The organism is Verrucomicrobiota bacterium (genome assembly GCA_019247695.1).
Classification (GTDB): domain Bacteria; phylum Verrucomicrobiota; class Verrucomicrobiia; order Chthoniobacterales; family JAFAMB01; genus JAFBAP01.
The window spans coordinates 1-22,265 of record JAFBAP010000012.1 but is presented as its reverse complement, the minus strand read 5'-3'; the positions used below and the strand labels follow the sequence as shown (position 1 = coordinate 22,265).

General features: G+C 63.1%; 10 protein-coding genes and 1 tRNA gene. 5 read left to right on the top strand and 6 right to left on the bottom strand.

The features are described 5' to 3' along the window. Positions 1 to 63: 63 nt before the first annotated feature. Both JO015_01130 and JO015_01125 read right to left on the bottom strand, forming a co-directional pair. Positions 64 to 2,241 (bottom strand): glucoamylase, encoded by a 2,178-nt coding sequence (locus tag JO015_01130; protein MBV9997691.1) that lies wholly within the window; start codon positions 2,239 to 2,241, stop codon positions 64 to 66. Positions 2,242 to 2,338: 97 nt separating this feature from the next. Then, complete coding sequence (locus JO015_01125) at positions 2,339 to 3,580, bottom strand: alpha/beta hydrolase (protein ID MBV9997690.1); 1,242 nt, start codon at positions 3,578 to 3,580, stop codon at positions 2,339 to 2,341. Between the two features lie 500 nt (positions 3,581 to 4,080). Between JO015_01125 and JO015_01120 the strand changes: the two genes are divergently transcribed. Further along, complete coding sequence (locus JO015_01120) at positions 4,081 to 5,475, top strand: hypothetical protein (GenBank protein MBV9997689.1); 1,395 nt, start codon at positions 4,081 to 4,083, stop codon at positions 5,473 to 5,475. Positions 5,476 to 5,590: 115 nt separating this feature from the next. Here the strand turns inward: JO015_01120 and JO015_01115 are convergent, their stop codons facing one another. From JO015_01115 to JO015_01100, 4 genes are all read right to left on the bottom strand, one after another. Continuing rightward, entirely contained in the window at positions 5,591 to 6,148 is a 558-nt protein-coding gene (locus JO015_01115; GenBank protein MBV9997688.1) for a 2,4'-dihydroxyacetophenone dioxygenase family protein, read from the bottom strand. Between the two features lie 468 nt (positions 6,149 to 6,616). Then, positions 6,617 to 9,067, bottom strand: a complete 2,451-nt coding sequence (locus JO015_01110) for an SBBP repeat-containing protein (GenBank protein MBV9997687.1) — start codon at positions 9,065 to 9,067, stop codon at positions 6,617 to 6,619. Positions 9,068 to 10,423: 1,356 nt separating this feature from the next. Continuing rightward, on the bottom strand, positions 10,424 to 14,041 hold the full coding sequence (locus JO015_01105) for a hypothetical protein (protein ID MBV9997686.1): 3,618 nt from the start codon (positions 14,039 to 14,041) through the stop codon (positions 10,424 to 10,426). Between the two features lie 285 nt (positions 14,042 to 14,326). Continuing rightward, on the bottom strand, positions 14,327 to 16,129 hold the full coding sequence (locus JO015_01100; protein ID MBV9997685.1) for a serine hydroxymethyltransferase: 1,803 nt from the start codon (positions 16,127 to 16,129) through the stop codon (positions 14,327 to 14,329). Between the two features lie 87 nt (positions 16,130 to 16,216). Here JO015_01100 and JO015_01095 point away from each other — a divergent pair, with 87 nt between their 5' ends. The 4 genes from JO015_01095 (at position 16,217) to JO015_01080 (ending at position 22,072) form a co-directional block, all read left to right on the top strand. Next, positions 16,217 to 17,548, top strand: coding sequence for a hypothetical protein (locus JO015_01095; protein MBV9997684.1), 1,332 nt, complete (start codon positions 16,217 to 16,219; stop codon positions 17,546 to 17,548). Positions 17,549 to 17,723: 175 nt separating this feature from the next. Continuing rightward, positions 17,724 to 18,263, top strand: a complete 540-nt coding sequence (locus tag JO015_01090) for a hypothetical protein (protein ID MBV9997683.1) — start codon at positions 17,724 to 17,726, stop codon at positions 18,261 to 18,263. A 117-nt stretch (positions 18,264 to 18,380) separates the two neighbouring features. Then, positions 18,381 to 18,467: transfer RNA gene (locus tag JO015_01085), tRNA-Ser, on the top strand. Positions 18,468 to 19,567: 1,100 nt separating this feature from the next. Then, entirely contained in the window at positions 19,568 to 22,072 is a 2,505-nt protein-coding gene (locus JO015_01080) for a PAS domain S-box protein (GenBank protein MBV9997682.1), read from the top strand. The last annotated feature ends 193 nt before the right edge of the window (positions 22,073 to 22,265 follow it).

Genomic DNA, 22,265 nt, shown 5'->3' with positions numbered 1-22,265 from the left:
GGCCGCGCCCGGCCTGGGACTTTCGAATCGCCAGGCCGGAATCGGTTTTCAGTGGATGCCCCGCTAAGGCTGGCAGTGGAGGTAGCGCTCCGCGACGATCGCAGGTTGCTCAGCCACGCGGCCCGCCGCGATATCCCAGGCCAACCGGATGAACTGGGCGTGCGTCCAGGCCAGCGGGGTGGCCGAAGTGGTGCCGGCGCCGGGCACAAAGCCGGGCTGGCCCGACGGAGACCGGTCGTCCCAGACCTGCTCGGGCAGCATATACCCCTCGTTGGCCGTCCGCGCTATGGCGATCAGGTGCCCTTCGGCCCCGAACAGATTGTAAGCCGCCAGGTCGTACTCGCCGCGTTCGCCGGCGAAAATGGGCCACAACCGGCCATGGGTAATGAACGTGTCGGGTGGGTTCACGTTCCACGGGGCACCCGTATCTGTCTCCCCGTAGCCGTCGAAATTGTAGCGGTGCCAAAAGATGCCGTTTGGGGTGACCGTGCCGAGCTGCGCATCGACGACCTGCAGGCTGTTAAGGATGATGAAGTTGTAGGCGGGCCGGATCCCCAGGCGCACCAGCTCAAGAAAGCCGGCGTCAACCACCTTGCGTTGATCAATGCTGCTGGGGCCGCTGTCCCCAAGGCTGTAGGTGGTGCCGGCGTTGGGGTTGCCGTCCTTGGTGAGGCGCAGGTAGTATGGGAAACGGGAGTAGGGTCCGTTGGTCGTTACCATCCATTGTTCCAGCTGCGCCTGCCAGGAGTCGGCCGTGCTGAGGTAACGCTGCGCGGAGGCCGCATCACCGTTGGCCTGCGCGATGTAGGCGGCGCATACCAGGCCGGCGATCTCGCTGGCGGTAGACGAGGGCGAATAGCCGCTCTGGTTTTCCCACCGCTCGCCCGGGGTGTAGGGAGCGGAGTGCGTGCCGAACGCGTCGGTTGTTGTGAAGTTGACCAGGAAGTCGGCCGCCCGCTTGACGTGCGACCAGGTGGCTGCGTCCGTGCGGCCGAGTTGGTAAGCCAGGATGATCGGGTCGCCCACTTCGTCCAGCTGCAAGCCACCCCAGACCGGCGTGCCGTCGACCTTCGAGTTTTGCGGGAAGGAGCCGTCGGCCTTTTGCTGGACATTGAAGAGAAAATCCAAGGCACGTCCTGCAGCCGCGCGGTCTCCGTCGTCAATAAGCGCCGTTACCATTTCGTACAAGTCGCGGGACCAAACCAGGTGGTAGGCATCGGAGGGACTATCCAGCCCGGTCCCGAAGGCCCAGGGCATCGTTGGGGAGGCGATGAACGCGCCGCGATAGGTCTTGTCCTCGCTGGCCGCGAGCACCATTGCCGACACGGCATACAGTTGGCGCTGGCTGGTGGTAAAAAGGCTCGGGGGCGCATAGCGCAACGAGTCCAGGTACCGGCCCCAGCCGCGAGCGTAGCTTTCAGCGACCCGTTCGAACCCGGTTGTCAACGAGGCGTTGGCCGTATCGAGCGCGGCCGACTCGACGGCGGCGAAGCCCAGGGCGAGCGTGGCATGCCGACGATCCGAAAGGCCGGTTAAGGGTAAGCGGCCCGTTTGCACCACGGTCCCGGCCGGCGCGGAGCTGTATTGGGCGGTCAGCCGGTAATGCTGGCTCAGGTCGGTCCAACCGTCGCTGGTCCCCAGGTAGCCGTCGGAGGTCTCCGAAAAGGCGGGCGAGGCAACGAGCGCGCTCGCAACCTTCATCTGCGCATCGGCGGCCAGCAGGGCGCCATCCTGGGTTACACCCGACTCACTCAAAGGGCCCTTCAAGGGGGGGTTATTGAGCTGAGGCTGGTAGACGGCGTAGAGTTGGTAGGGCCGGCCGTCCAATGAAGTGAACTCCACGTCGATGAGCAGCGTCGCCCGGGCAGGGTCAGTGACGTAGGTCGTGGTAAGCCGCCAGTGGTTGGCCGTGTCGGTATTGGTGATCTGGAAGGTCAGGCCTTCGAGATTCATCAGCCGCGTGGAGGTGGGCGCGTCCTGGGCCCGTATCGCAAAGCTCTGCCCATCGGTGACGACGAAGTCGAGGTTACGGACGCTGGGCGTGTCAAGCCGAGGATAGTAAACTTCACTTAAACGGCCGCCCTGAAGCGTGAACCAGACGTTGCTAGCGGTGGTATAGCTCGTGCCGAAGCCGCTTTTGTTCGCCGGCAACCAATCCGGGTTGCCGCCTGGGCTGCCGGGTGCCGCGCTTTGAGCCGGCAACGATACTTGGCCGATGCATACGGCCGCACAGGTCGCCATCACCTGTGTCCAGATAACGAGGGGATTTCTTCTCATAGGGGGGAGGCTTCTCTTCTTCGTGGTCCATCTCCTGGATCACGCTACGCCGAGGTTGGCGTCAACTTGGTTCGTGCCGGAAGGGCCCGAGAGATTTACTGTTGGCGTCCGATACGGGTGAGCGCAGCACCTGTTCGATCCAGTCGAACGTGACGCTCTCCCAAAGGGTCGCTCCCAAGCCGCAGCAATGTCCGCCTGCGCCCTCGGATTCCGTAAAGCGGTGGTAGCGCTTTTCACAACTCAGCAAATCATACAGCCACTGACTCTGAGACGCGAAATCGCCTTCGCCCTCCGTCACCAGCGTCGGGCAGCGGATCCCCTGCACCCGGTCTTGGACCGTGTACTCGGGTTGCATGCGAAGAAACTCGCCCAGCGTCTTGGCGCCGAGCGTGGCCATGCGCGCCCCGTACCATTCCCGCTTGCGCGGGTCCTCAAGTCGCCGATGTAGGGCCGCCTCCATTGCGGGGTCTGCCGCGAGAACGCGGGCCCAAGCGTCCTGGTCGAACATCGCAGGCACGATGCGCGACACAAACTCCACCTGCCCCGGGTCGCACACCAGCGCGGCGAGCCGGGATTCGGCCGAAGCGGCGCGCGGCGCCAGGTAACCTGCGTAGCTGCGGCCGATCAGGACAAGACTTCGAGGGTCAATGCCCGGTTGCTCCAAAAGCCAATCAATAACGGGCGCCACCACCGACTCAAAATCGGGGCGCATCGGGATGCCGTGCTCATACAGCATGCCGCCCTGCCCGGGCCCCTCCCAGAGCAGCACGTTATAACCGCGAGGCAGGGCCATGTACCCGGTGGACGCATAGCCGCCTTCGGCGGTGCTGTCGAACCCGGGAGGTACAAGGATCGTGGGCCGACGGGCATCCCTGCTCTCCGGCCGCAACAAATAAGCCGTCATCCGGCCGCCGCCGAAGGGGATCTCCGCGACGGTGGCCATCCAGGGCAAGTGGGGCAGCGCGGCCCTGAAGGCGGCCCGATGCGCGCGCCAGCCGTGGAGCAGGCGCCCGTCCTGGAGGTCGTGACGGATGAAAAAGATGGCTTGCCGCCAGTACTCGGTGGCACGCAGGAAAGCCCTCGCAGCGCTGAGTTGGTGGCCACCCTGAAGGCTATCGCCTGCGCGTTGAGTCGTCTTTTCTGCCAGCACCGCCCATTCTGAATACCAGCCGTCGTAATCACCGGGTCTAACGCGCGCCGCCGTGGCCAGGGCCTCGCCGAGGTCAGCGGAACCGGACGAGACCGCCGTCACGGTCCGTTGCAGCTGCGCATCCATTTCAAGGTCTTCGAGCAGGAGTTTCATTCAGGCAATTTAGTCCCCGGAGGGCGTCAAAAAAAGGATGCGCCCAGCTTGATGAATCACCGAAGACAAAGGGGAGACGGAAGCCAGGCTATCGGAATCAAAACCTGTGTTAGCGTCGGACCCGGCTCAGCTGTCGGGATCGGGCGAACCCGCGATAATCCTTCTGAACAAGCCGCGCCAGCTTTCGCTGATTAATGGCCACTGCGTACGGTCCGCGGCCGCGATGCCGCGACCGGCGATCCACCTCCCGCCGCCCCCGAGCGTCGCTGTACTTGCTGCACCCGCTGATCGTCAGTCCCTCAGCGAGCGCGCGCTCCGGTTTAGCAGTTCCTGAACGCCGGCGACGAGGAGGGTTCATGGGCAACGGGAGCCCCGACGCTCGAAGCTCCCCCGGCCTCAAGTGAAACTTCGGGCCGCGCGATGCTTTCTACATACAAAACCGGCTCACTGCCACCGGCGGGAGCCGTTCATCCTTCCAAACCGCCATCAACACAACTTCCATGCTAAGCACGGCCTTCAACGCAGCTTTCCCGAATCCCTCAGGACGGGCCAAGACCCTCCGCACGCTCCGCTCAACCCTCTTGCCCCTCGGCCCCCTTTGCGCGGCGGCCCTGATCGGCTTGGCGGGCGTTAACCCCGCCGCCGCATCCACCAGCGTGTGGAAAGCCGGCACGAACGGCTCCTACACCGCGGGCGCCAACTGGGTAGGCGGCGTCGCGCCTGGGCCGGGTGACACCGCCCTGATCACCGGCTCATCGCCTTGGTTCACCGACTCAGAGGCTACCAACGGCGACACGATCGCCCAGCAGGCCCTCGATTTCGAGGCCGGCCCCGGCAGCCCCATCGTCGGCATTCTCGGCCAGACCACCTTTGCGGCAGACACCATCCTGAACTGCGCCGGCGGGGGGCTGGACCAGCAAGGCACGTGGCTCAAGGCCTATCACAACAACGCCTTGAACGGGACCATCAACGTCGGCAGCGCCTCGGCCACCGCCCGGCTGACCCTCAACGTGCTCGACGACGGCTGGAATCTGTACTACACGCCCACGACGCAGAACAACGGCACCATCACCATCGCCGGCGGCAGCGTGTTGCACATCTACCCCAGCGCCGGGGGCTACACGTTGGTCTATCAACCCGGCGGCCCCCCGGTACCCGTCCTCCTGTCAGGCGATCCGGGTTGGGCCGACTTCACCAACAACGGCCTGATCACCGTCACCCCGGGCGGCACGCTGGTCCACAGTTGGGAGACGGCGGGCTCCGGCCGTTACCAAAGCGCCCTCATCAACAACGGCGTCATCCGCGTCCAGGGGGCGGAAGGGCAGCGGACCCGCGTCGAGGTCGACGCTAACCTCAGCGGCACCGGCACCATCGTGCTGGACGGCGGCGACGCCGTCCAACCCAGCGAGACGACCTTGAGCTTTTCGGGAAACCTGCGCGGCCAAGACATCCAGGCCTGCAACGCCGGCGTGGAGGTCGTCAGCCCTCTCGACGAGGCGCAGCTTACGGGTGGCCGCATCACCTTTTTTGGGCAGGGCAGGTCCTACCTGTTGGTCTTTCCTGCATCCGGCGTGGATCAACCTGGCGATCCGAGCACGGTGCTGCCTTTCGGCCTGCCCATCAAAGGGTTCCGGGCCGGCGACGTGATCGCGTTCATGCGCGCCTACCCGTACGGGACCGAAACCTACACGCCCGTCTGGGATCAAGCCAACCAACAATTAACCATCTGGGTGACCAACAGCCTGCATCCGGAGAGGAGCGCGCGCCTGGCGGTGTTCACCCTGGAAGGAACGTACGGACCCGACGATTTCCAGGTCAGCTATTCGGATGGGACGTCGGGCCGCACGGCGCAGGTGGACCTTATTACGACGAACCAATCGCCACGCGAGCCATAACGGAGGCGATCTCGTCGGAGGGTGTTAGGATAATCGTCGTCCGGAAGCGCGCGAGGACAATCCCTGCGGACGCCGGAGGGCCTGCCCCCTCGCGTTGCGCAGTTACCGGGTTCGCTCAGCGAATAAAGCGCTTCACGTAATCGGCCCCGAAGCCGATTTGTTCGTAATGGCGGCGGGCCCGCTCCAGCTTGGTGAAGACATCCTCCCACCCCTGGGGGTTGCCGTCGGGGTCGACGTACACGTAGGCGCCCGTCACATGAAACAGCGTGATCATTTCCGCAACGCCCTCGGGCACGACCAAGGTGTGGGTCTCGCCGGGCGGTTCCATCAGGTAGGCGCCTTCCTCGGCCACCCAATCGTGTTCCAAGTAGTACCAGCGCCCCTTAAGCACGTAGGCGTGCACCGGATTGGGGTGATAATGCCGGGAGAGCACGCCGCTTTTGCGCACGCGCAGCCGGTTGATAAAGTAGCCCTGGCTCACGCCCAGGCAGAGGGGCTTGAAGTCAATGCCGTCGCCTTGCGGCACCCAGTCACGGTCGTCGCCGCCCAGGAGGTTGGGCCAGACCAACTCGCCTACGGCGTCGATGGGGAAGGCTTTCTGGTAAGGGGTGTAGCGCGGGTCACGGTTCAAGGCCTGCAAATCGCGCGCGGCCGGGTTGAGCGTCACTTTCATTGGTGGTTCTCCTTTTGGGGGTCGGTTGTAGATGAGAAGGTGGTTCTAATCGCTATCTTATACGATTTAGACAGTTATTTCGGTAGAATTCCAGCGGGCGGGGCTACTGCCGGATGCTCCGCACCCTGTTGAACTGGTCTTACCTCATTTAGACAGTTATCCTGGTGGAATCTGGACCGGATTTTAGCCCCGAAGGCGCGACAGAACCTAGCCCAGGGTTTTATCTGACTGCCATTTAGTTAAGGGCCGGTAGATGGGGGCGCTTTCGTCCCGAAGGGACGGCTGATCGTAGCCAGGGACTTCAGTCCCCGGACGGGGCATTTAAAGAATCGCGTCCTGTAGGGACGCCTGATGCCATTTGCACAGATTAGCCCAGGGTTTACCCTGGGTAACCGTCAAATCACGATCGAGCCCTGAAGGAGCGGCAGAAAGCGCCGCCAGAGCGGCGAATCGTTCGCCATACCTCAATTATTTTTCTTCTTCACCGGGTCCCGTCCCGGCAATCTTCGTCAGGAAAACGTCATCGTAACCCTGGTATGCATTGTTGGGGGCGGCGAGCGGGTGCACGAGCGGAAAATCGGACGACCGGGTCCACCCCGCCACGTAAGCGCTGCCGGCCAGGTCCACGGTAATGGCAATGCCCTGATCGAAGCCGCTGCCGCCCAGGTAAAGGGAATAGGCTAACGAAAGCGTGCCGGTCCAGGCCTCAAAGCGCAACTTGCTCACAAAAGCGTCATCCGAGCCCTGGAGCGCGTTGTTGGGGGCCGGCAGCGGGCGCACCAGCGGAAAATTGGACGACTGGGTGTCTCCCGTCACGTAGGCGTTGCCAAAAAGGTCGACCGCAATGCCCTGGCCCGAGTCAATGCTGCTGCCGCCCAGGTAAGTGGAGTAGGCCAGCGCGAGCGTGCCGCTACGCTCATCAAAGCGCAGTTTGCTCACGAAGGCATCTTGGCTTCCTTGCAGCGCGTTGTTTGGGGCCGGCAGCGGGTGCACCAACGGAAAATCCGGCGATCCGGTAAAGCCTGTGATGTAGGCGTCGCCTAAAATGTCCACGGCGATGGCAAAGCCCGCGTCATCACCGGTGCCGCCCAGGTAGGTGGAGTAGGCCAGCGCGAGCGTACCGCTGCGCTCATCAAAGTGCAACTTACTGACGAAGGCGTCTCCGGGACCCCGGAGCGCGTTGTTGGGGGCGGCGAGCGGGTGCGCCAGCGGAAAATCGGGCGAAGCGGTGGACCCCGCAACGTAGGCGTTGCCGAGAAGGTCCACGGCAATGGCATCACCCGCGTCGTCGCCGCTGCCGCCCAGGTAGGTAGAATAAACCAATGACAGCGTGGCGGTCTGCCCGTCAAAGTGCAGTTTGCTCACGAAGGCATCCTGACTGCCTTGCAGCGCATTGTTCGGGGCGGGTAACGGGTGCGCCAGCGGAAAATCGCGTGAAGTGGTAGACCCGATGACGTAAGCGTTGCCGGCCCAATCCACCGCCAGGTTGGAGCTTGAGTCAGCGGCGCTGCCGCCCAGGTAGGTGGAGTAGGCCAACGAGAGCGTGGCGGTCTGCTCGTTAAAGTGCAGCTTGCTTACGAAGGCGTTTTGTGTCCCGCGCAGGGTATTGTTGGGGGCCGGCAGCGGGTGCGCCAGTGGAAAATCCGGCGAAGTGGTGTACCCCGTGAGGTAGGCGTTGCCGAAAAGGTCCGGCGCGACGCCCCACCCGTAATCAATGCCGCTGCCGCCCAGGTAAGCGGAGTAGATCAACGACAGGGAGCCGGTGCGTTCGTTAAAGTGCAGCTTGCTCACAAAGGCATCGGCAGCGCCCCGCAAAGCGTTATTCGGGGCCGGCAGCGGGTGCACCAGCGGAAAATCGGGCGAATTCGTGACCCCGGTTACGTAGACGTCCCCGCGAGAGTCCAGCGCAATGGCCTCGAGGAGGTCATCGTCGCTGCCGCCCAGGTAAGTGGAGTAGGCCAACACGGGGTCGATGATCAGGGTTCGGGATGGATCGTAGCGCCCTAACGCCAGCCCTACCTGGTTGGCAGCGCTCAAAGTGTAGCGCGCCTCAACCGGCACGCGCTTGCCCTCGACCGATTGGTAGGCCACCGGCTTCTGCAAGCAAACGTTGCCTTGGGTCCCGAGCACCTGCACGTCGCCGGTTGCGAGGTCCAACCGCACGGGCTGCGCGTCCGGAAAGCGGAGCTGGATGCGGCTGGGGTCGGCCCCAGCGCTCACCACCCAGTCATGCTCCAATTGCTGTTGATTGCCGTAGTAGATCAGGTCAATGCCGGGGTAAACCTCCCCGTAATGCACCCGCCCGTAATGGGCCACTTGGGTGCGCCATCGGGCCGGATCGTTGCCGATGAAATAGTAGCTCTTGGCCGGCTGTTCCTCCAGGCCACGCACCTCAGGGGTAGGGTTAGCGCCTACCAGTTCCATGCGCACCGCCTGGGGCCGGCCCCGGCTGGATACCAGCACCGCCTCGGCGCTTGAGGTCAGGAACAGCGCGTAGTTGGGGACGCGCGCCAGGAAACGCACGCGAGGGTCGCTCTGACCGGCGTTGGCCTCAAACGCCAAAGGCAACCGGCCGTAGGCGGCCGCCACCCCCCGTTGCGCAGCCGAGGTTGCTTTCAGCCCTTGAGCGGCGTTTAAGCCCGAAGCGGCCAGCCAATCGAACGCCGCCGGCTCCGGCTGTGCCGCCCACCGCTCGGCTGCTGCGTTCCGGCCTGGGAGTCCGCGCGGGTTCATTTCAACCAAGCCTGCGTGCACGGGCCAAGCGCTGACGAAGGCTGCCGCGAGGGCCATCAGGGCCAGTACGGCGAGTGGGACCCAGCGAGGGGTGCGGCCATATTTGCGGTGGCCACGGCGTCCGCCGGCGGTTAGAGCGCTATGTTTCGCTGGGACATCGTGCGTCCGGTGAGTCAGGTTGTTCATGGGGAGGGTCCGTCGCCGGGAGGCTGCGGGAAAGATGGCATTTTGCTCAGTCGTGCCCGGCAGGGTTCGTGGTTGCACAGCTTACCTACTGGTTCCACTGCCGTTTGTCACTGCCCCGAAAGGGGGACCCTGAGTGGCTCAAATTTTGCTTACCCGAAAGGGTTATTCGCGATTCATCGAAGCGGGAAGAAACCTCGCCCTTCCGGGCGGGGTCGAGGGTGGAAGTTACCATAACTTGGTTTGTGGACTTTGGGCATCCTTTTGCGCTAACCTTCCAGACAGTTCTTTGAAGACTCGGCGTTGCCGGTTCTGCCCAGAAAACCTTTGGGCAGGTGAAACGCGGAAAGACCAAGGCAGAGAGAAGATCGAGCACACGATTTCCAACGTACCCGGGGGCACCGGGGATCGCTAAAAGCCTGCGGAGAACCCGTAAGACCCGCTCTGTTGAGGGGCACGGTTCGTTGAACCGGGGACCGCCTTGTGAGAATGCGCAGCGACGCGACATAGCAAGGAATCCCCGGCCTTAAGGCCCGAGCTTTACCCGCATTTTTTGAGAGCAGCGCGGGGACAGCCGTGACCGTCTTTCGGCCCGAAGGGCCAAGAGAACATAGCCCAGCGTTTACCCCTCGACCTGACCCGCAATTCTGCCGCCGTCAAGCAAGACCCGGCACGCGCCACGCATCCGCGCGTCTCTCTATACCATTCCGCCGGCAATGGAGCTAAAATCTTGTCTTCTTTCCAGGCCCTTGCCGGTTTTATACCTATCATACCGTATAAAGGGTCTAGACACGACGGGCGGGGAGACGGTTTGATGGCCTGAAGGGCCAAAGGAACATAGCCCAGGGTTTCACCCTGGGAACGGGTTCCTCCCCCGATCGAGCCCTGAAGGGGCGGTAGAAAGCGTTGCCGTTGGGTTCTGCCGCCCCTTCAGGGCTCGATCGTGATTTTACGGTTACCCAGGGTAAACCCTGGGCTAAGTTCTCTTGGCCCTTCGGGCCGAAAGACGGTCACGGCTGTCCCCGCGCTGCCCTCAAACAATGTGGGTAAAGCTCAGGGGTTTACCCTGGAAGGCGGTTCCCCCCCGAATTAGCCCTGAAGGGGCGGTAGAAGGCGTTGCTTACGGATTCTACCGCCCCTTCAGCAAATCCAACCCGGCGGAGCGGGCGTTTGTTAGGGAGGGCGTACCGGCGTGACGCCTTAGGAGGGAGGGCTCGATCGTGATTTTACGGTCACCCAGGGTAAACCCTGGGCTAAGTTCTGCCGCCCCCTCCGGGACTGAAACCCGGTCGAAATTCCACCAAGGTAACTGTCTAAATGATATAAGACGATGATACCTCGCCGGCTGGATAAAGGATGTCAGCGAGACAACTGCCTGACCGCGACGATGTGAAAATCGTTACTTCCGCCGGCATCTTTTTCGACGAGCAACTGCAGGGTCGCATCTCCTTTTCTGGTTTCGTAGCCGTTTGAAATCATCCAGTGAAACGGCTGCAGGATCTGGTACATGTTTGATCCGGTCGGGCCGAAGATTTTGGGGCTGCCCTCCGGGGTCCATTTCCGAACCGGCCACTGTTGCTGATAGCGCTGGTTGGAGTCCTGCAACTGGGCTCGACCCAGAGATCCCTGACCGTAGAAGTTAACCTGGTCGGCAAACAACTGGTCCATCCGGGCGAGATCATTATTTTCGACCGACTGCAGGTAATCGCGCGTCAGAGTTCGTAAACGCGACTGATCTGCAGCAACGGTGGCGTGTTCAGCCGTTTGCGGTGGTGTTGCGGCGGGAGGCGCAACAGGGGCCGGTTCGACGGCCGGCACGCCGGAACCAACGCCAGCCGCGCTATAGAGCAAGGCGGGCGAACCCGTTTTATCCGGTCGTGCCGCGGGTGTCGAACCGGGCGCGGACACGGCGACGCCGGATGCATCCCGAGGCGACTCGACCCCTCGCGCGTTCTGCGCGTTCTTCACGGCTGCGATAATGGCCTTCGTCATGGGGCGAGTAGCGTCACCTGATTGCGGGGACGGACTGGCCGCCCGCGGGGATTGTTCTTCATCCGGAGCGGCCGCGGGCTGGGATGGGCGGTCGGGCGCTGGAGAAAGCGCCCCATTCGGCCGTTTGGACGTAAGCTCCGGAATCAAGGGAGCAGAGGGCTCGGCGGGCGTTTTGCCTGAGGGAACAGAACGTGTCGGCGAACTGCCCGGACTGGAACTACCGCTCGCTTCCGGGGGCGACACCGGCTTCGGGATCGACGTCGGTGCAGTGGCATCCGACGTAGGAGGTTTCACAGCGCTCTCATCCAAACCGTCGCGCGGGTTTGGCCTGGTCCTGCCTTTCGGCGGTCCCGGCTCAGGTTCGCGTTTGGCGGTGTTCTGAGCGGTGGGTTCAGGATTGATGCCGGCAGCTTCCTGGCCGCCGTTCGCGCCGGCCGGTTCCTGGCGTTCCGCCGTTCCGGAAGGGACCGGCGTCTCGGCATAGCGTGGAATTTGGGGAGCCGCCACGATTGCCTGATCCACCCGTTTCTGCCGCGCTTCATCCGCGGCGGCTCGCTTGAACCAATGATGAACGGCGAGCGCGGCAACGAACCCGTCCACCAGGACCAGAACAGGGATTAACCGCACGAGAAGGCGAACCCAGCGGTCACGCTTGGTCGGTGACGGCTTTGTGGGCTCCTTCGGTTTTGGTGAATCCGGCCGGGAACCGATCGGCCACAGCCTCGGCAAAAGCCGGGCGGCCCGCTTTGCGCCCGTTACGGCGGCGGCAGCCTCCGCGCGCTTCGGCTGATCCGTAACGCTTTTCGGAACCCCCGCGGAGCCACGGTGGTTGTTTTCCGGAGGCGGTTTCGGCTGTGGCGGGCGCGCTGCCAGTGATGGGGAAATCGAGGGGGGCGAGGACGTTGCGGGCCGGGCTTCACGGTTGGCGAGGGCGAACGACCGGGGCCGGGCCCATTTACGCAGCAGCACTTCGTGAGATACGGTCACGACGGTTTCGCCCCGGGGATCTTTACTGGTCCGCAGAAGTCCTTCCTTAAGGAAGGCGTCCACGAAGCCCTTGGCTGAGATTGGCCGCTGGTCACCCGGCGCCCGCGTCGACACCAGTACCCGGGCGGGGACGGTTTTCGTCCATAACGCGCCGGCTTCGTGGCCGCCGGCGGGCGCGGTGAGCTGTTGAAGGGCGAAATCCGCAGCTGCCTGATCGGCGGGCGGAAGGGAATTGAAAACCGCCTCCGCATGTTGGTTGAGTGCGCCCTCGAACCCGCCCAACTCTGCGTAGTCAGACCACCGGAGCAATCCGTCGCCGCGTGCGGCCTGTCTCACGTAGAGGCGTGAAAGGAGGTGCTCGAGCTGGGGCAATTCCTCCGCGCTGGCCAGGGCGGCCTGGATCAGGAAGTCATCCAGGCCCTGGCCTGTCCGGGCGTGCCGTTCAAAGCGCAACCCGTGAGTTTCCGCACGCCAACGGACAATTTGCTCAATTTCATCGGCCGCCGGAGGCTGCAGATCGAACCTGCCATTCGGGCTCGTGATTTCGATCAGCTCGGGAAACTGCTGGCAGGCCCCGTAAAAGTTGCTCGACAGGGTCGCGATGACGAACACCCGCCGGGTACGGGCCAGCGCGACGAGGGCGGTGATGTACCGGTGCTGAACCTCGCGGGAAAATCCCGTGGTGAACAGCTGCTCAAACTGGTCAACCACGAGTACCAAATGGGATTTGGCGCCCAACTGAGCCAGGCGGGGCTGGGCTGCAATTTCCGCGGTTTCGCGCCTGCCGGCCTGGGCAAAATCTCGTTCCTGCTGGTCGAGGCGGCGGTCAAGCCGGTCAAGGCTGATCTCATCCAGCGCTTTTTCGACGCGCCGGGCGAGCGCCGCGGGATTCTGGTGCAACTCGGAGGCGAGTTGGTCCACCGCGCTTCCAAATCCGGACGGGTCGAGTCCCGGCATTCCCGCCGGCAGCACCAAACCGGGCAGGGCCGCGGGCGCAAGCAGGGCCGCCGCCAGCGCCTCGCTTGGATCCCCGTCGCTGCCGACCGCTCCCGGACGCGTGACCGCGCGCCGCCAGGGTCCGGGACAACCGGGAACTCCGACCCGGACCAGGAGCGGCACCACTCCGGCGCGCACCAGCGAACTTTTGCCGGCGCCGGATGGGCCCAGGACCAGGAGGAAAGGACGGCCGGCGGCGGCTTGTTTCCTCAGGGCGTCGAGCGCTTCCCGGGTCGATCTCATTCGGCCGTGGAACGATGCCGTGTGGCGGTCGTCGAACGGGTACAGGCCGCGGTACGGGTTTGCCGGTGTAACCGCCGGCTGCGCGGATGGGCGATGGGTATTTTCACGCCCGGCGCGGCTGGCGAGGAAGCGGCGGAACTCGGCTCGGAAAAGCGCCTCGAACTCTTCCAGCCAGCGGTAGTCGTGGCAGTTCTGCGTAAATGCCTCCCCGGCGCGCTCCTGCCACGTCACGAAAAAGTCCTGCACGGCGTCCCACCGCCGAAACGCAGCTTCGCGCGCCTCTCGCGGCTCAAGCGGGACGTCAGGAACCGACCGTCTCCGGTAAATCTGAAGGGCGGGAAGGCCGGGTGCGATCCTGGCCTGGTCCAGTGCCCAAGCCACCTCGTATCCGGTCGCTGACCCGGGCACGGCGCCATCGGGACCGACGAATTTAGGCGCCAACGGCGGCCCGAGCCGGGACCATAGCAGGCAGACAACCAGATCAAACTGTCCCGGGTTGGGCACCTGCTCCCGCGACTCCTCGCCGCCCGGATCCTGGTACTCCCAAAAGCAGAGACGCAAGGGTATACCCTGGGCGGAGCTGCGCAGGGCGGCGGTCGCGTTCAGATCAGCTGACTCGAGGCGCTGAAGCCGGCTGGAATGGGCGGCACTGACGGCACAGTCAAATTCCGCTGCAACGGACCTGATCACGCGCTCGACGACGGCTTGTTCCTCTCGAACATCGTCAGACCCGGAAATAAAAACCTCAATCGTTTTCATGGTGACGCAGCGCGTTCCTTTTCCAGGACGACGCGGGCGGGCAGCTCGCGCCGGGGTTGCCTTCTGACGGGCAACGGTAAGTGCCCCGGAAAAGAACTATTGCCGGCGGACCCCAAACGGCGCCGGTAACCAACCCGTGGGCGCCGGAATGCAACGGATAATCTTCTATAACCTATAACCTCGACTGGAGAGGACGATTGACCGAGACGTCGTGGACAACAGACCGCCTCACAATGCATCAGCCGGTGCCGGCGCCCGCATCCAAGCAATCGGTTCCCTCCCCTTTCAGCCCGGCAACGGGTAGCGCGTCGTCAGCGCGCGCACCCGTCCACGGATTTCCGCGAGGGCTGCAGGGTTGTTCCGGGCCTGCAACGCCTCGTCGATCAAATCGGCAATCTCCATCATTTCTTCTTCCTTCATACCACGGGTGGTTACCGCGGGCGTACCGACGCGGATCCCACCGCCTTTAAACACCGATTCAGTGTCGAACGGGATGGAGTTTTTATTCACCGTAATGCCGGCCTGATCCAACGTTTCCTGCGCCTCCTTGCCGGTAAGGCCTTTCGGACGAAGATCGACCAGCATCAGATGGTTGTCCGTACCGCCCGCAACCAGGCGGAAACCTTTACGTGACAGCGAAGCCGCCAGGGCTTTCGCGTTATATGTGATCTGTTGCTGGTACTGCCGGAACTCCGACTGGAGCGCCTCCGAGAAACAGACGGCCTTCGCCGCGATAACGTGCATAAGCGGGCCGCCCTGCACACCCGGAAACATCATGGAATCAATGGCTTTGGCGTGCTTCGCCCCGCACATGATGATACCGCCGCGCGGGCCGCGAAGGCTCTTGTGCGTGGTCGACGTCACGAAGTCCGCAACGCCGACGGGGCTCGGATGCAGGCCCGCCGCCACCAACCCGGCAATGTGCGCGATGTCAACAAAGAGGTACGCACCTACGGAATCGGCAATCTCACGGAGTCGCCCGAAATCGATGGTCCGCGGGTAGGCGGATGCTCCGGCCGTGATCATTTTAGGGCGATGGTCCCGCGCTGCCCGAGCGACCTGATCGTAATCGATCATCTCGTTCTCGCGGCTGACCCCGTAATGAACCACCTGGTAAAACCGGCCCGAAAAATTGGCTTTGTTGCCGTGCGTGAGATGGCCGCCGTGGGACAAGTCCATGGTCAGAATGCAGTCACCCGGCTGCAGCATGCTGAAATAGACGGCCATGTTCGCCTGGCTGCCGCTATGAGGTTGCACGTTCACGTGCTCGGCGCCAAAGAGCCGGCGGGCCCGCTCAATGGCCAACGTCTCGACGCGGTCCACGAACTCGCAGCCGCCGTACCAGCGTTTGCCCGGGTAGCCCTCGGCGTACTTGTTAGTCAGCACCGAACCTTGAGCTTCCATCACCGCCCGCGAGGCAAAATTCTCTGAAGCGATGAGCTCTATGTTTTCGAACTGGCGATTACGCTCCTCCTGAATTGCCTCGTAGATTTCTGGATCAACTTGCTCCAAAGGTTGGTTGCCGGCTCGGTTCGTCATGTTCAGGTTTTTACTGGAAGATACCGTGTCCAAGGCGCCGCTGTCGATGAATCTCAGGATACCGGGCAATGCACGGCGGATCACCTCGCGTGTGAATACGTACGCCTCGAAGCCGAGGCCGATCGGGTCGGCAACGTCCAGCGTGTTGGCGTTGTCCTCGAACTCTCGTAACAGAAAGGTCTTTTCTGCAGCCTCCGGGTAAAGGTAAAGGATGGAATCAAGGTGGCTGCGCGTCATGGCCACGATGCAAGTTGCAGCCTGGATCAACTCTTCATCCAACGAGGTGCTGCGGTGCCGTGCGATATCGACCCCGAGCTCAGCCAGCGCCTGGACGGCATGCCCGCTGGCGGGCTGCCCGGGATAAGTGCTTACCCCTGCTGACCGAACCCTGAGATCATTGCGGTCCGCCACCATTGCCCGGAACAACCCCTCGGCCATGGGGCTTCGGCAAATATTTCCCGTACAAACAAATAAAACCGTTTTGGGCTGGCTCAAAACATTTTCATCGTGCCATGTTCGGAGGCGGTGTTCAAGCTTGACTGGCCGCATCGTTGGCATCCGGCTCCCAAATCGTCGTGCCTGACCGGACATTCCTACCTTGAGCCGTTCGCGCACCCGTTCTAGCGTGGTTGCGTTTTGAAACCTCTGTCCGTCCGCAACTACCTACAAGCTTTTTATCTGTTGCAGCTGATTCAAACCGGTTCTCACGGCGATGCGAGGAGGCAAACCCGGCTGGGAGTCGAGCGATGGGCCTCCGCGCCTGACGGCGTCGTTCCCCAGGATTGGGACGAATGGTTACAAGATGCCATCCGGGTACCGGCGGTGAACTCGGCACCTCCCGGGGAGCTTTCCGGGTGGCTGTTGCGCCTGCACGAACTGCCGGAACCGGAGCGCTCGATCCTGACCCTTTTCTACGCGGAACTCCTGCCGTTATCCACCCTGAGCCGCCTGTTCCGGCTCGACCTGCCGCGCCTTGGCGGGTACGTGGCCCAGGGCCGGCGTGCCCTGGGGTTTGATCCCGGGCCGGCGGCCGGCCCGCAAACCGGCAGTTCGTTCGCCTGGCGGGACGCCCTCGGTTGCCCTTCCTACGATTCGGTGCCTCCTGATGAAATGACGGGCGACGGCCACGAGCAAAAGGCGGGCTCAACCGCCCGTTTGGAACGCCAACGGCGCTTTGACCAACCCATCGGCCGTGCGTTGAGGGAAAACCAGCCGGACCAAGCCTACCTGGCTTCGCTCAGCGGCCTCGTGGAATCGCCGGACGGCGCCGCGTACGGCGAAACCTCACGGGAATCCCGGTCGCGCGACCAGTCCGCCGAGATTTCTCTGAAGGCTCCTGCCGGGAGCGGCGCCGTGGCCCAGGATCCAGAGGGCGAACTGCCCCAGGCAGCCCCGGCCGGAGTGGCCGAGGACGAGCCGGCTGATGACGACCCGGAAGAAGAAAAGCTGCGTCACGCCCGCCTGCTCACGATTCTCATTGCCATCGGTATCGGGCTCACCGGCACAATCGCCATCGGCTGGTTCATCATTTCCGAGCGGATGAGTTCTTTTACCGGGTCGGAACGCGTTTCGGAGTTATTGGACACGGCCAACAGCCTCAACGGCGACGAGTTTGAGCCGGTAAACGCCTCCGCCAAAGATGTCGAGGACTACTTCTTTCTCAAACACGGCCTGGAGCATTACTCGGTTCCGAAAGAGCTGGCAAACCTGAAGGCGATCGGTTGCCGCGTCGCCAAGTTTGACGGCGTAGACGTTGCCGAGATCATGGTGGTCGACGCGAAGGAAATGCTCTTGTTTCTGTTTCCGCCCGCTCAGTTGGGGGTCAAAATCAAACCTGGCCGGTGGGAGATCATCCAGGGGGAATACTGGGTAGGCGGTCTCAACGGGGACAAGGAGATGTGCTGCCTGCTGGCATTCCGCGGCACCCGTGATGAGATGAAGGCGTTCCTTCACTCGGAGGTTAAGTGAGGCCCGGTTGTTCCGGACCGGTCCGCGACGACGCTGCTGGCGGTGGAGGAATTGACGCCCGTCGGTGGCCCGGTTGGGCCCGGCTGCGCTCAGACGTGGGGTGAGCCCCCGCAAATCGGTGTTTTTATACGCCGGGCCGCTTCCCTTTCGTGCCCGGCGGCTTTAGAATAGCTTTATGGTCGAAGTGCTGGCCATCTTCGGCTTATTGAGCTGGTTAGTGGCACTCCTGTGCGACTGGCTGAGCGGCCTGCCATTTTTTCCGGCGATCGTCATGGGTGCCGTGGTGATTCCGTTGATCGCCCTGCACGAATACGTCGTGCTCGGGCGCAGGTGGAAACTGAGGAGCTGGACTTTCCGGCCGTTTCCGATCCCTCCGGAGCGCTTTCACTGGACCATCCAGAGACCACGACTGCGACGCGCGATTTGTTGGAGCGGCGTGGCGTTCGCAGCGAGCTGGTGGAACGTTATCAGTTTACCGGCCGAGCTCAGCACCGATCTTCCCTCTCTGCTCGGGTGGGCCAATGCTCTGGCCGGAACTTACACCGGGGCCCGGCTGCTTAGTTTAGTGGTGCTGTTTGTACGCGCATCGCAGTGGTTCGATTCGATGCGCCCAAACGTGGTGGGGCTATTTCGCCGGACCATGTACCGCTTATCAGACAACTACGAGTATCTCGGCGAACAACGCCGGCACCCGGAAAGGGAAGAGGTTTATTAGCCGCGTATTTTCGTTTCCGGTTCCCCGGACTGGAAGGTGTGCCGGCGGGCGACCCGGTTGGGGCTCGCCATTGCGTTCGACAAATCCGAAAATCGCGTTACTGTCGGACTCCACGCAGGAAGGGTGGCTGAGCGGTTGAAGGCACCTGACTCGAAATCAGGCGTACGGGAAACCGTACCGTGGGTTCAAATCCCACCCCTTCCGCGGTTCATTCTGAGGCACTGATATCATTTCGACGGCTTTAGACGTAATAATTTGACTTCCTTCCCAGGTGCCCTGCCGGCATTAGACCTGTTGGACCGTATAACCGGTCTTAGGCCCGACGGGCCGCCAAGCCTTAGCCCAGGGTGAATCCCTGAGTTTTACCCACATTTTTTGAGGGCAGCGCGGAGACCGCCGTGACCGCCTTACGGCCCGAAGGGCCAAGGGAACCTAGCCCAGGGTTTACCCTCGGTAACCGTAAAATCACGATCAATCCCCTAGACCGTTTATACGGTCTGATAGGTGTAAAGCCGGCGGAGCACCTCAACCCCTGGGCAACGCCCGCACAGGCACCGGCACTAAAGTACCTGCCTAACCTCGGGCGTCCCTGCGGGACGAAGACCATGCCCGGCCTCGTATCCTTAACTAAATGGCCGGGCCGGCGGGAGCGCGCACCGGAATTTAAAATTTGGATTTTCAATAATTTCAATTATCATCCTCCTTCTGGATGCTGTTTCCGGGTTTCTCAAGGAATTCATCGTAGCGGTTGAGCCTTTTGACGTTGCGCGACGACACCTTAGAAAGCGGCGCGCAGACCTCCGCAGTCGGATAGATTGAATGAGCTGCTTCCTCTTAACCTCCGGGGTCCTGCCGCACGGGTTCGGCTGCGCCCTCCCGTCGAACGCCGCCCCATGCATCCTGATGGCGCTGGCTTGTTCCATCCTCGCGGTTACGCTGCTCTACCTGGTGCGGCGCCGCAAATCCGAAGCGGCGGCTCGGCAAGCCAATGAACAAATTCGTGAGCAAGCGGCATTGTTGGATCAGGCGCCGGTGTTTGTGCGCGATCTGGAGCACCGCATCGTGCACTGGACTCTCGGGGCCGAGCGGCTCTACGGGTTCAGCGAAGAAGAAGCCCTGGGCCGGCTTTCTCATGAGCTGTTGCAAACCGAATTCTCCGAGCCGCTGCCGCGCATTGAAGCGGCCCTACGCTGTACCGGCCACTGGGAAGGCGAGTTGGTGTGCCGCAAGCGGGGTGGTGAGCAGCTTAGCATCACCAGCCGCTGGGTGCTCCATCGCGATGCGGCGGGCGCGCCCGTTCACCTTTGGAGATCGACACCGACCTCACTCCACTTAAAGCGGCCGAGCACGCCCGAGGGCAACTGGCCGCGATCGTTGAAGCGAGTGACGACGCGATTGTCAGCAAGACCCTCGATGGGACGATCAGGAGCTGGAACCGGGGTGCCGAACGCCTCTTTGGCTATCGCCCGGACGAGGTGATCGTCCAATCCATCTTGCTGCTGATCCCGCCCGACCGGCGCGGAGAGGAGGCGCAGATTCTCGCGCGTCTGCGCGGTGGTGAACGGATCGAGCATTATGAGACCGTGCGCCGTCGCCATGACGGCAGCCTCGTTCCGGTATCTTTGTCGATCTCGCCGATCCGGGATAGCGGCGGGCGCATCATCGGTGCATCGAAAATTGCCCGAGACATCACTGCGCGAAAGCAAGCCGAAGAGGCGCTGCGCAGCGGACTGGCATCCCTGGAGCAGCGGGTGCAGGAGCGCACGGCCCAACTGACGGCCGAAGTTGCAGAACACAGACAGGCCGAAGAGGCAATGCGGGAAGGGGAAGCGCAATTGGATGCTTACTTCGACGCCTCGCCGGTTGCCATCTCACTGGTGGACCCTGAGTTGCGGTACATAAAAGTCAACCGCCGCTTAGCCGCTATGAGCGGGCTGCCTGCGCACGAACATGCAGGTAAACGCATGCTGGATGTCGTGCCTGCACGGCTAGTCCCGATGCTTAAGGCCATCTTGGAGCGAGTGTTCGCCACCGGCGAACCCATCCTCGACGTGGAGATCACTGCCGAAAACCCCGGTTTCCCCGGGGAACGCTGCAGGCGATGCTCTTACTTCCCCATCAAAGGAGCCGACGGAAAGGTCAAAGCGGCAGGCATCATGGTGATCGACATCACCGAGCACAAACGTGCCGAGCAGGCTTTACGCGACGCCAAGGCGGCCGCCGAAGCGGCCAACCGCGCCAAAAGCGATTTCCTGGCCAACATGAGCCACGAGATCCGCACGCCCATGAACGGCGTCATCGGCATGGCGGGGCTCCTCCTAGACACGGCCCTTACGCCGGAGCAGCGTGAGCTTGCCGAGACCATCCGCACCAGCGGTGAAGCCCTCTTAACTGTGATCAACGACATCCTGGACTTCTCAAAGGTCGAGGCGGGCAAGCTGCACTTTGAAGCGCTTGATTTCGATCTGCGCCGGCTGGTGGAGGACACCCTGGAGACGCTGGCGAGCCAGGCGCAAGGCAAAGGGCTCGAGCTCGTCGGTGGCGTCGCGCCGGAAGTGCCCACCTGTTTGCGGGGCGACCCGGGCCGGCTGCGCCAGGTCCTGACCAACCTCGTCGGCAATGCTATAAAATTCACCGCTGCCGGCGAGGTGGCCGTACGGGTAACGTGCGAGCACGACACGGCGGCCGACGCGCTGCTGCGCTTCGAGGTCCGGGACACCGGCATCGGCATTTCGCGCGAAACCCAGGGGCGGTTGTTCCAGGCGTTTGTGCAAGCCGACAGTTCGACGACGCGCAAGTTCGGCGGAACGGGTTTGGGTCTGGCCATCTGCCGGCAACTGGTGGAACGCATGGGCGGCTGCATCGGCGTGGAAAGCACTCCGGGTCAAGGGTCGCGGTTCTGGTTCCTCGTGCGATTGGCAAAACAGCCCGCGGCGGCCCCGAGCGCGCAGTTAAATGAAGGTTTGCTCGACGCGCGCACGCTGGTCGTGGTCGACAACGCCACCGGGCGCGAACTGCTTTGCCGGCAACTCGCGGCATGGCGCCTGCGGGCCGACGCGTGCCGCAGCGCCGAAGACGCCCTGAGTCGCCTGCGGCGCGCCGTGACCGAGGCGGACCCTTATCGGTTGATGCTGTTTGATCTTGAGATTGCGGAGACGGACGGCTTGTCCCTGGCCCGGGCCGTCAAAGCGGAGCCGGGCCTGGCCGCGACGCGTTTGGTGCTGTTGACGCCCTTTGGCAAAACGCCGGCTGCGGAGGCGCTCCGGGCCGCCGGCATTGGTGCCTGGCGTTCCAAACCCGTGCGCCAGTCCAGCCTTATGGATTGCCTGACCGAGGTTCTCGAACCGCAAGCTTTGCCGCGTTCAGCGGCGGCCGCGCCGTCCCGAACACCCGGGGAGGGCGGGCCTGCCGGCCGGGTCCTGCTGGCGGAAGACAACCCCGTCAATCAACGCGTGGCGCTGGCGCAGTTGCGCAAACTGGGCTATTCGGCCGATGTGGTGGGCACCGGCGACGAAGCGCTCGCGGCCCTGGAGCGCAGCACCTATGAGGCGCTGCTCTTGGATTGCCAGATGCCGGGGCGGGATGGTTACGAAACCGCAGCCGAAATCCGGCGCCGGGAAGCCCTCGGCCTGCTCAGACGGACCTGGGTCGTTGCGCTCACGGCTCACGCCATGGTCGGGGATCGGGAGCGATGCCTGCTGGCGGGCATGGATGATTACCTGAGCAAGCCCTTGCGGATCGAGGCGTTAGGTGCTGCGCTTCTCCGCAGGAATCGGCCGCAGCCGGTAACCGCCAATGGTGAGGAGTAGCCGACATGCCGCCGCGTCCGCCCCGAAGCGGCTTATACCATTTAGATGGCCATCGAGGTAAAATGTTGTCTCAGGCCCAACGGGCCGGCAGACCTTAGCCCAGGGTTTTACCCCACTGCCCTTTAGTTGAGGAGACAAGGCCGGGTATTGCTTTCGTCCCGCAGGGACGGCTGAGGTTAGGCAGGCACTTTAG

Coding starts and splice junctions, on each gene's coding strand:
- JO015_01130 (MBV9997691.1), bottom strand. CDS start 2,241: ATGGCGACCTGTGCGGCCGTATGCATCGGCCAAGTATCGTTGCCGGCT.
- JO015_01125 (MBV9997690.1), bottom strand. CDS start 3,580: ATGAAACTCCTGCTCGAAGACCTTGAAATGGATGCGCAGCTGCAACGG.
- JO015_01120 (MBV9997689.1), top strand. CDS start 4,081: ATGCTAAGCACGGCCTTCAACGCAGCTTTCCCGAATCCCTCAGGACGG.
- JO015_01115 (MBV9997688.1), bottom strand. CDS start 6,148: ATGAAAGTGACGCTCAACCCGGCCGCGCGCGATTTGCAGGCCTTGAAC.
- JO015_01110 (MBV9997687.1), bottom strand. CDS start 9,067: ATGAACAACCTGACTCACCGGACGCACGATGTCCCAGCGAAACATAGC.
- JO015_01105 (MBV9997686.1), bottom strand. CDS start 14,041: ATGAAAACGATTGAGGTTTTTATTTCCGGGTCTGACGATGTTCGAGAG.
- JO015_01100 (MBV9997685.1), bottom strand. CDS start 16,129: ATGCGGCCAGTCAAGCTTGAACACCGCCTCCGAACATGGCACGATGAA.
- JO015_01090 (MBV9997683.1), top strand. CDS start 17,724: ATGGTCGAAGTGCTGGCCATCTTCGGCTTATTGAGCTGGTTAGTGGCA.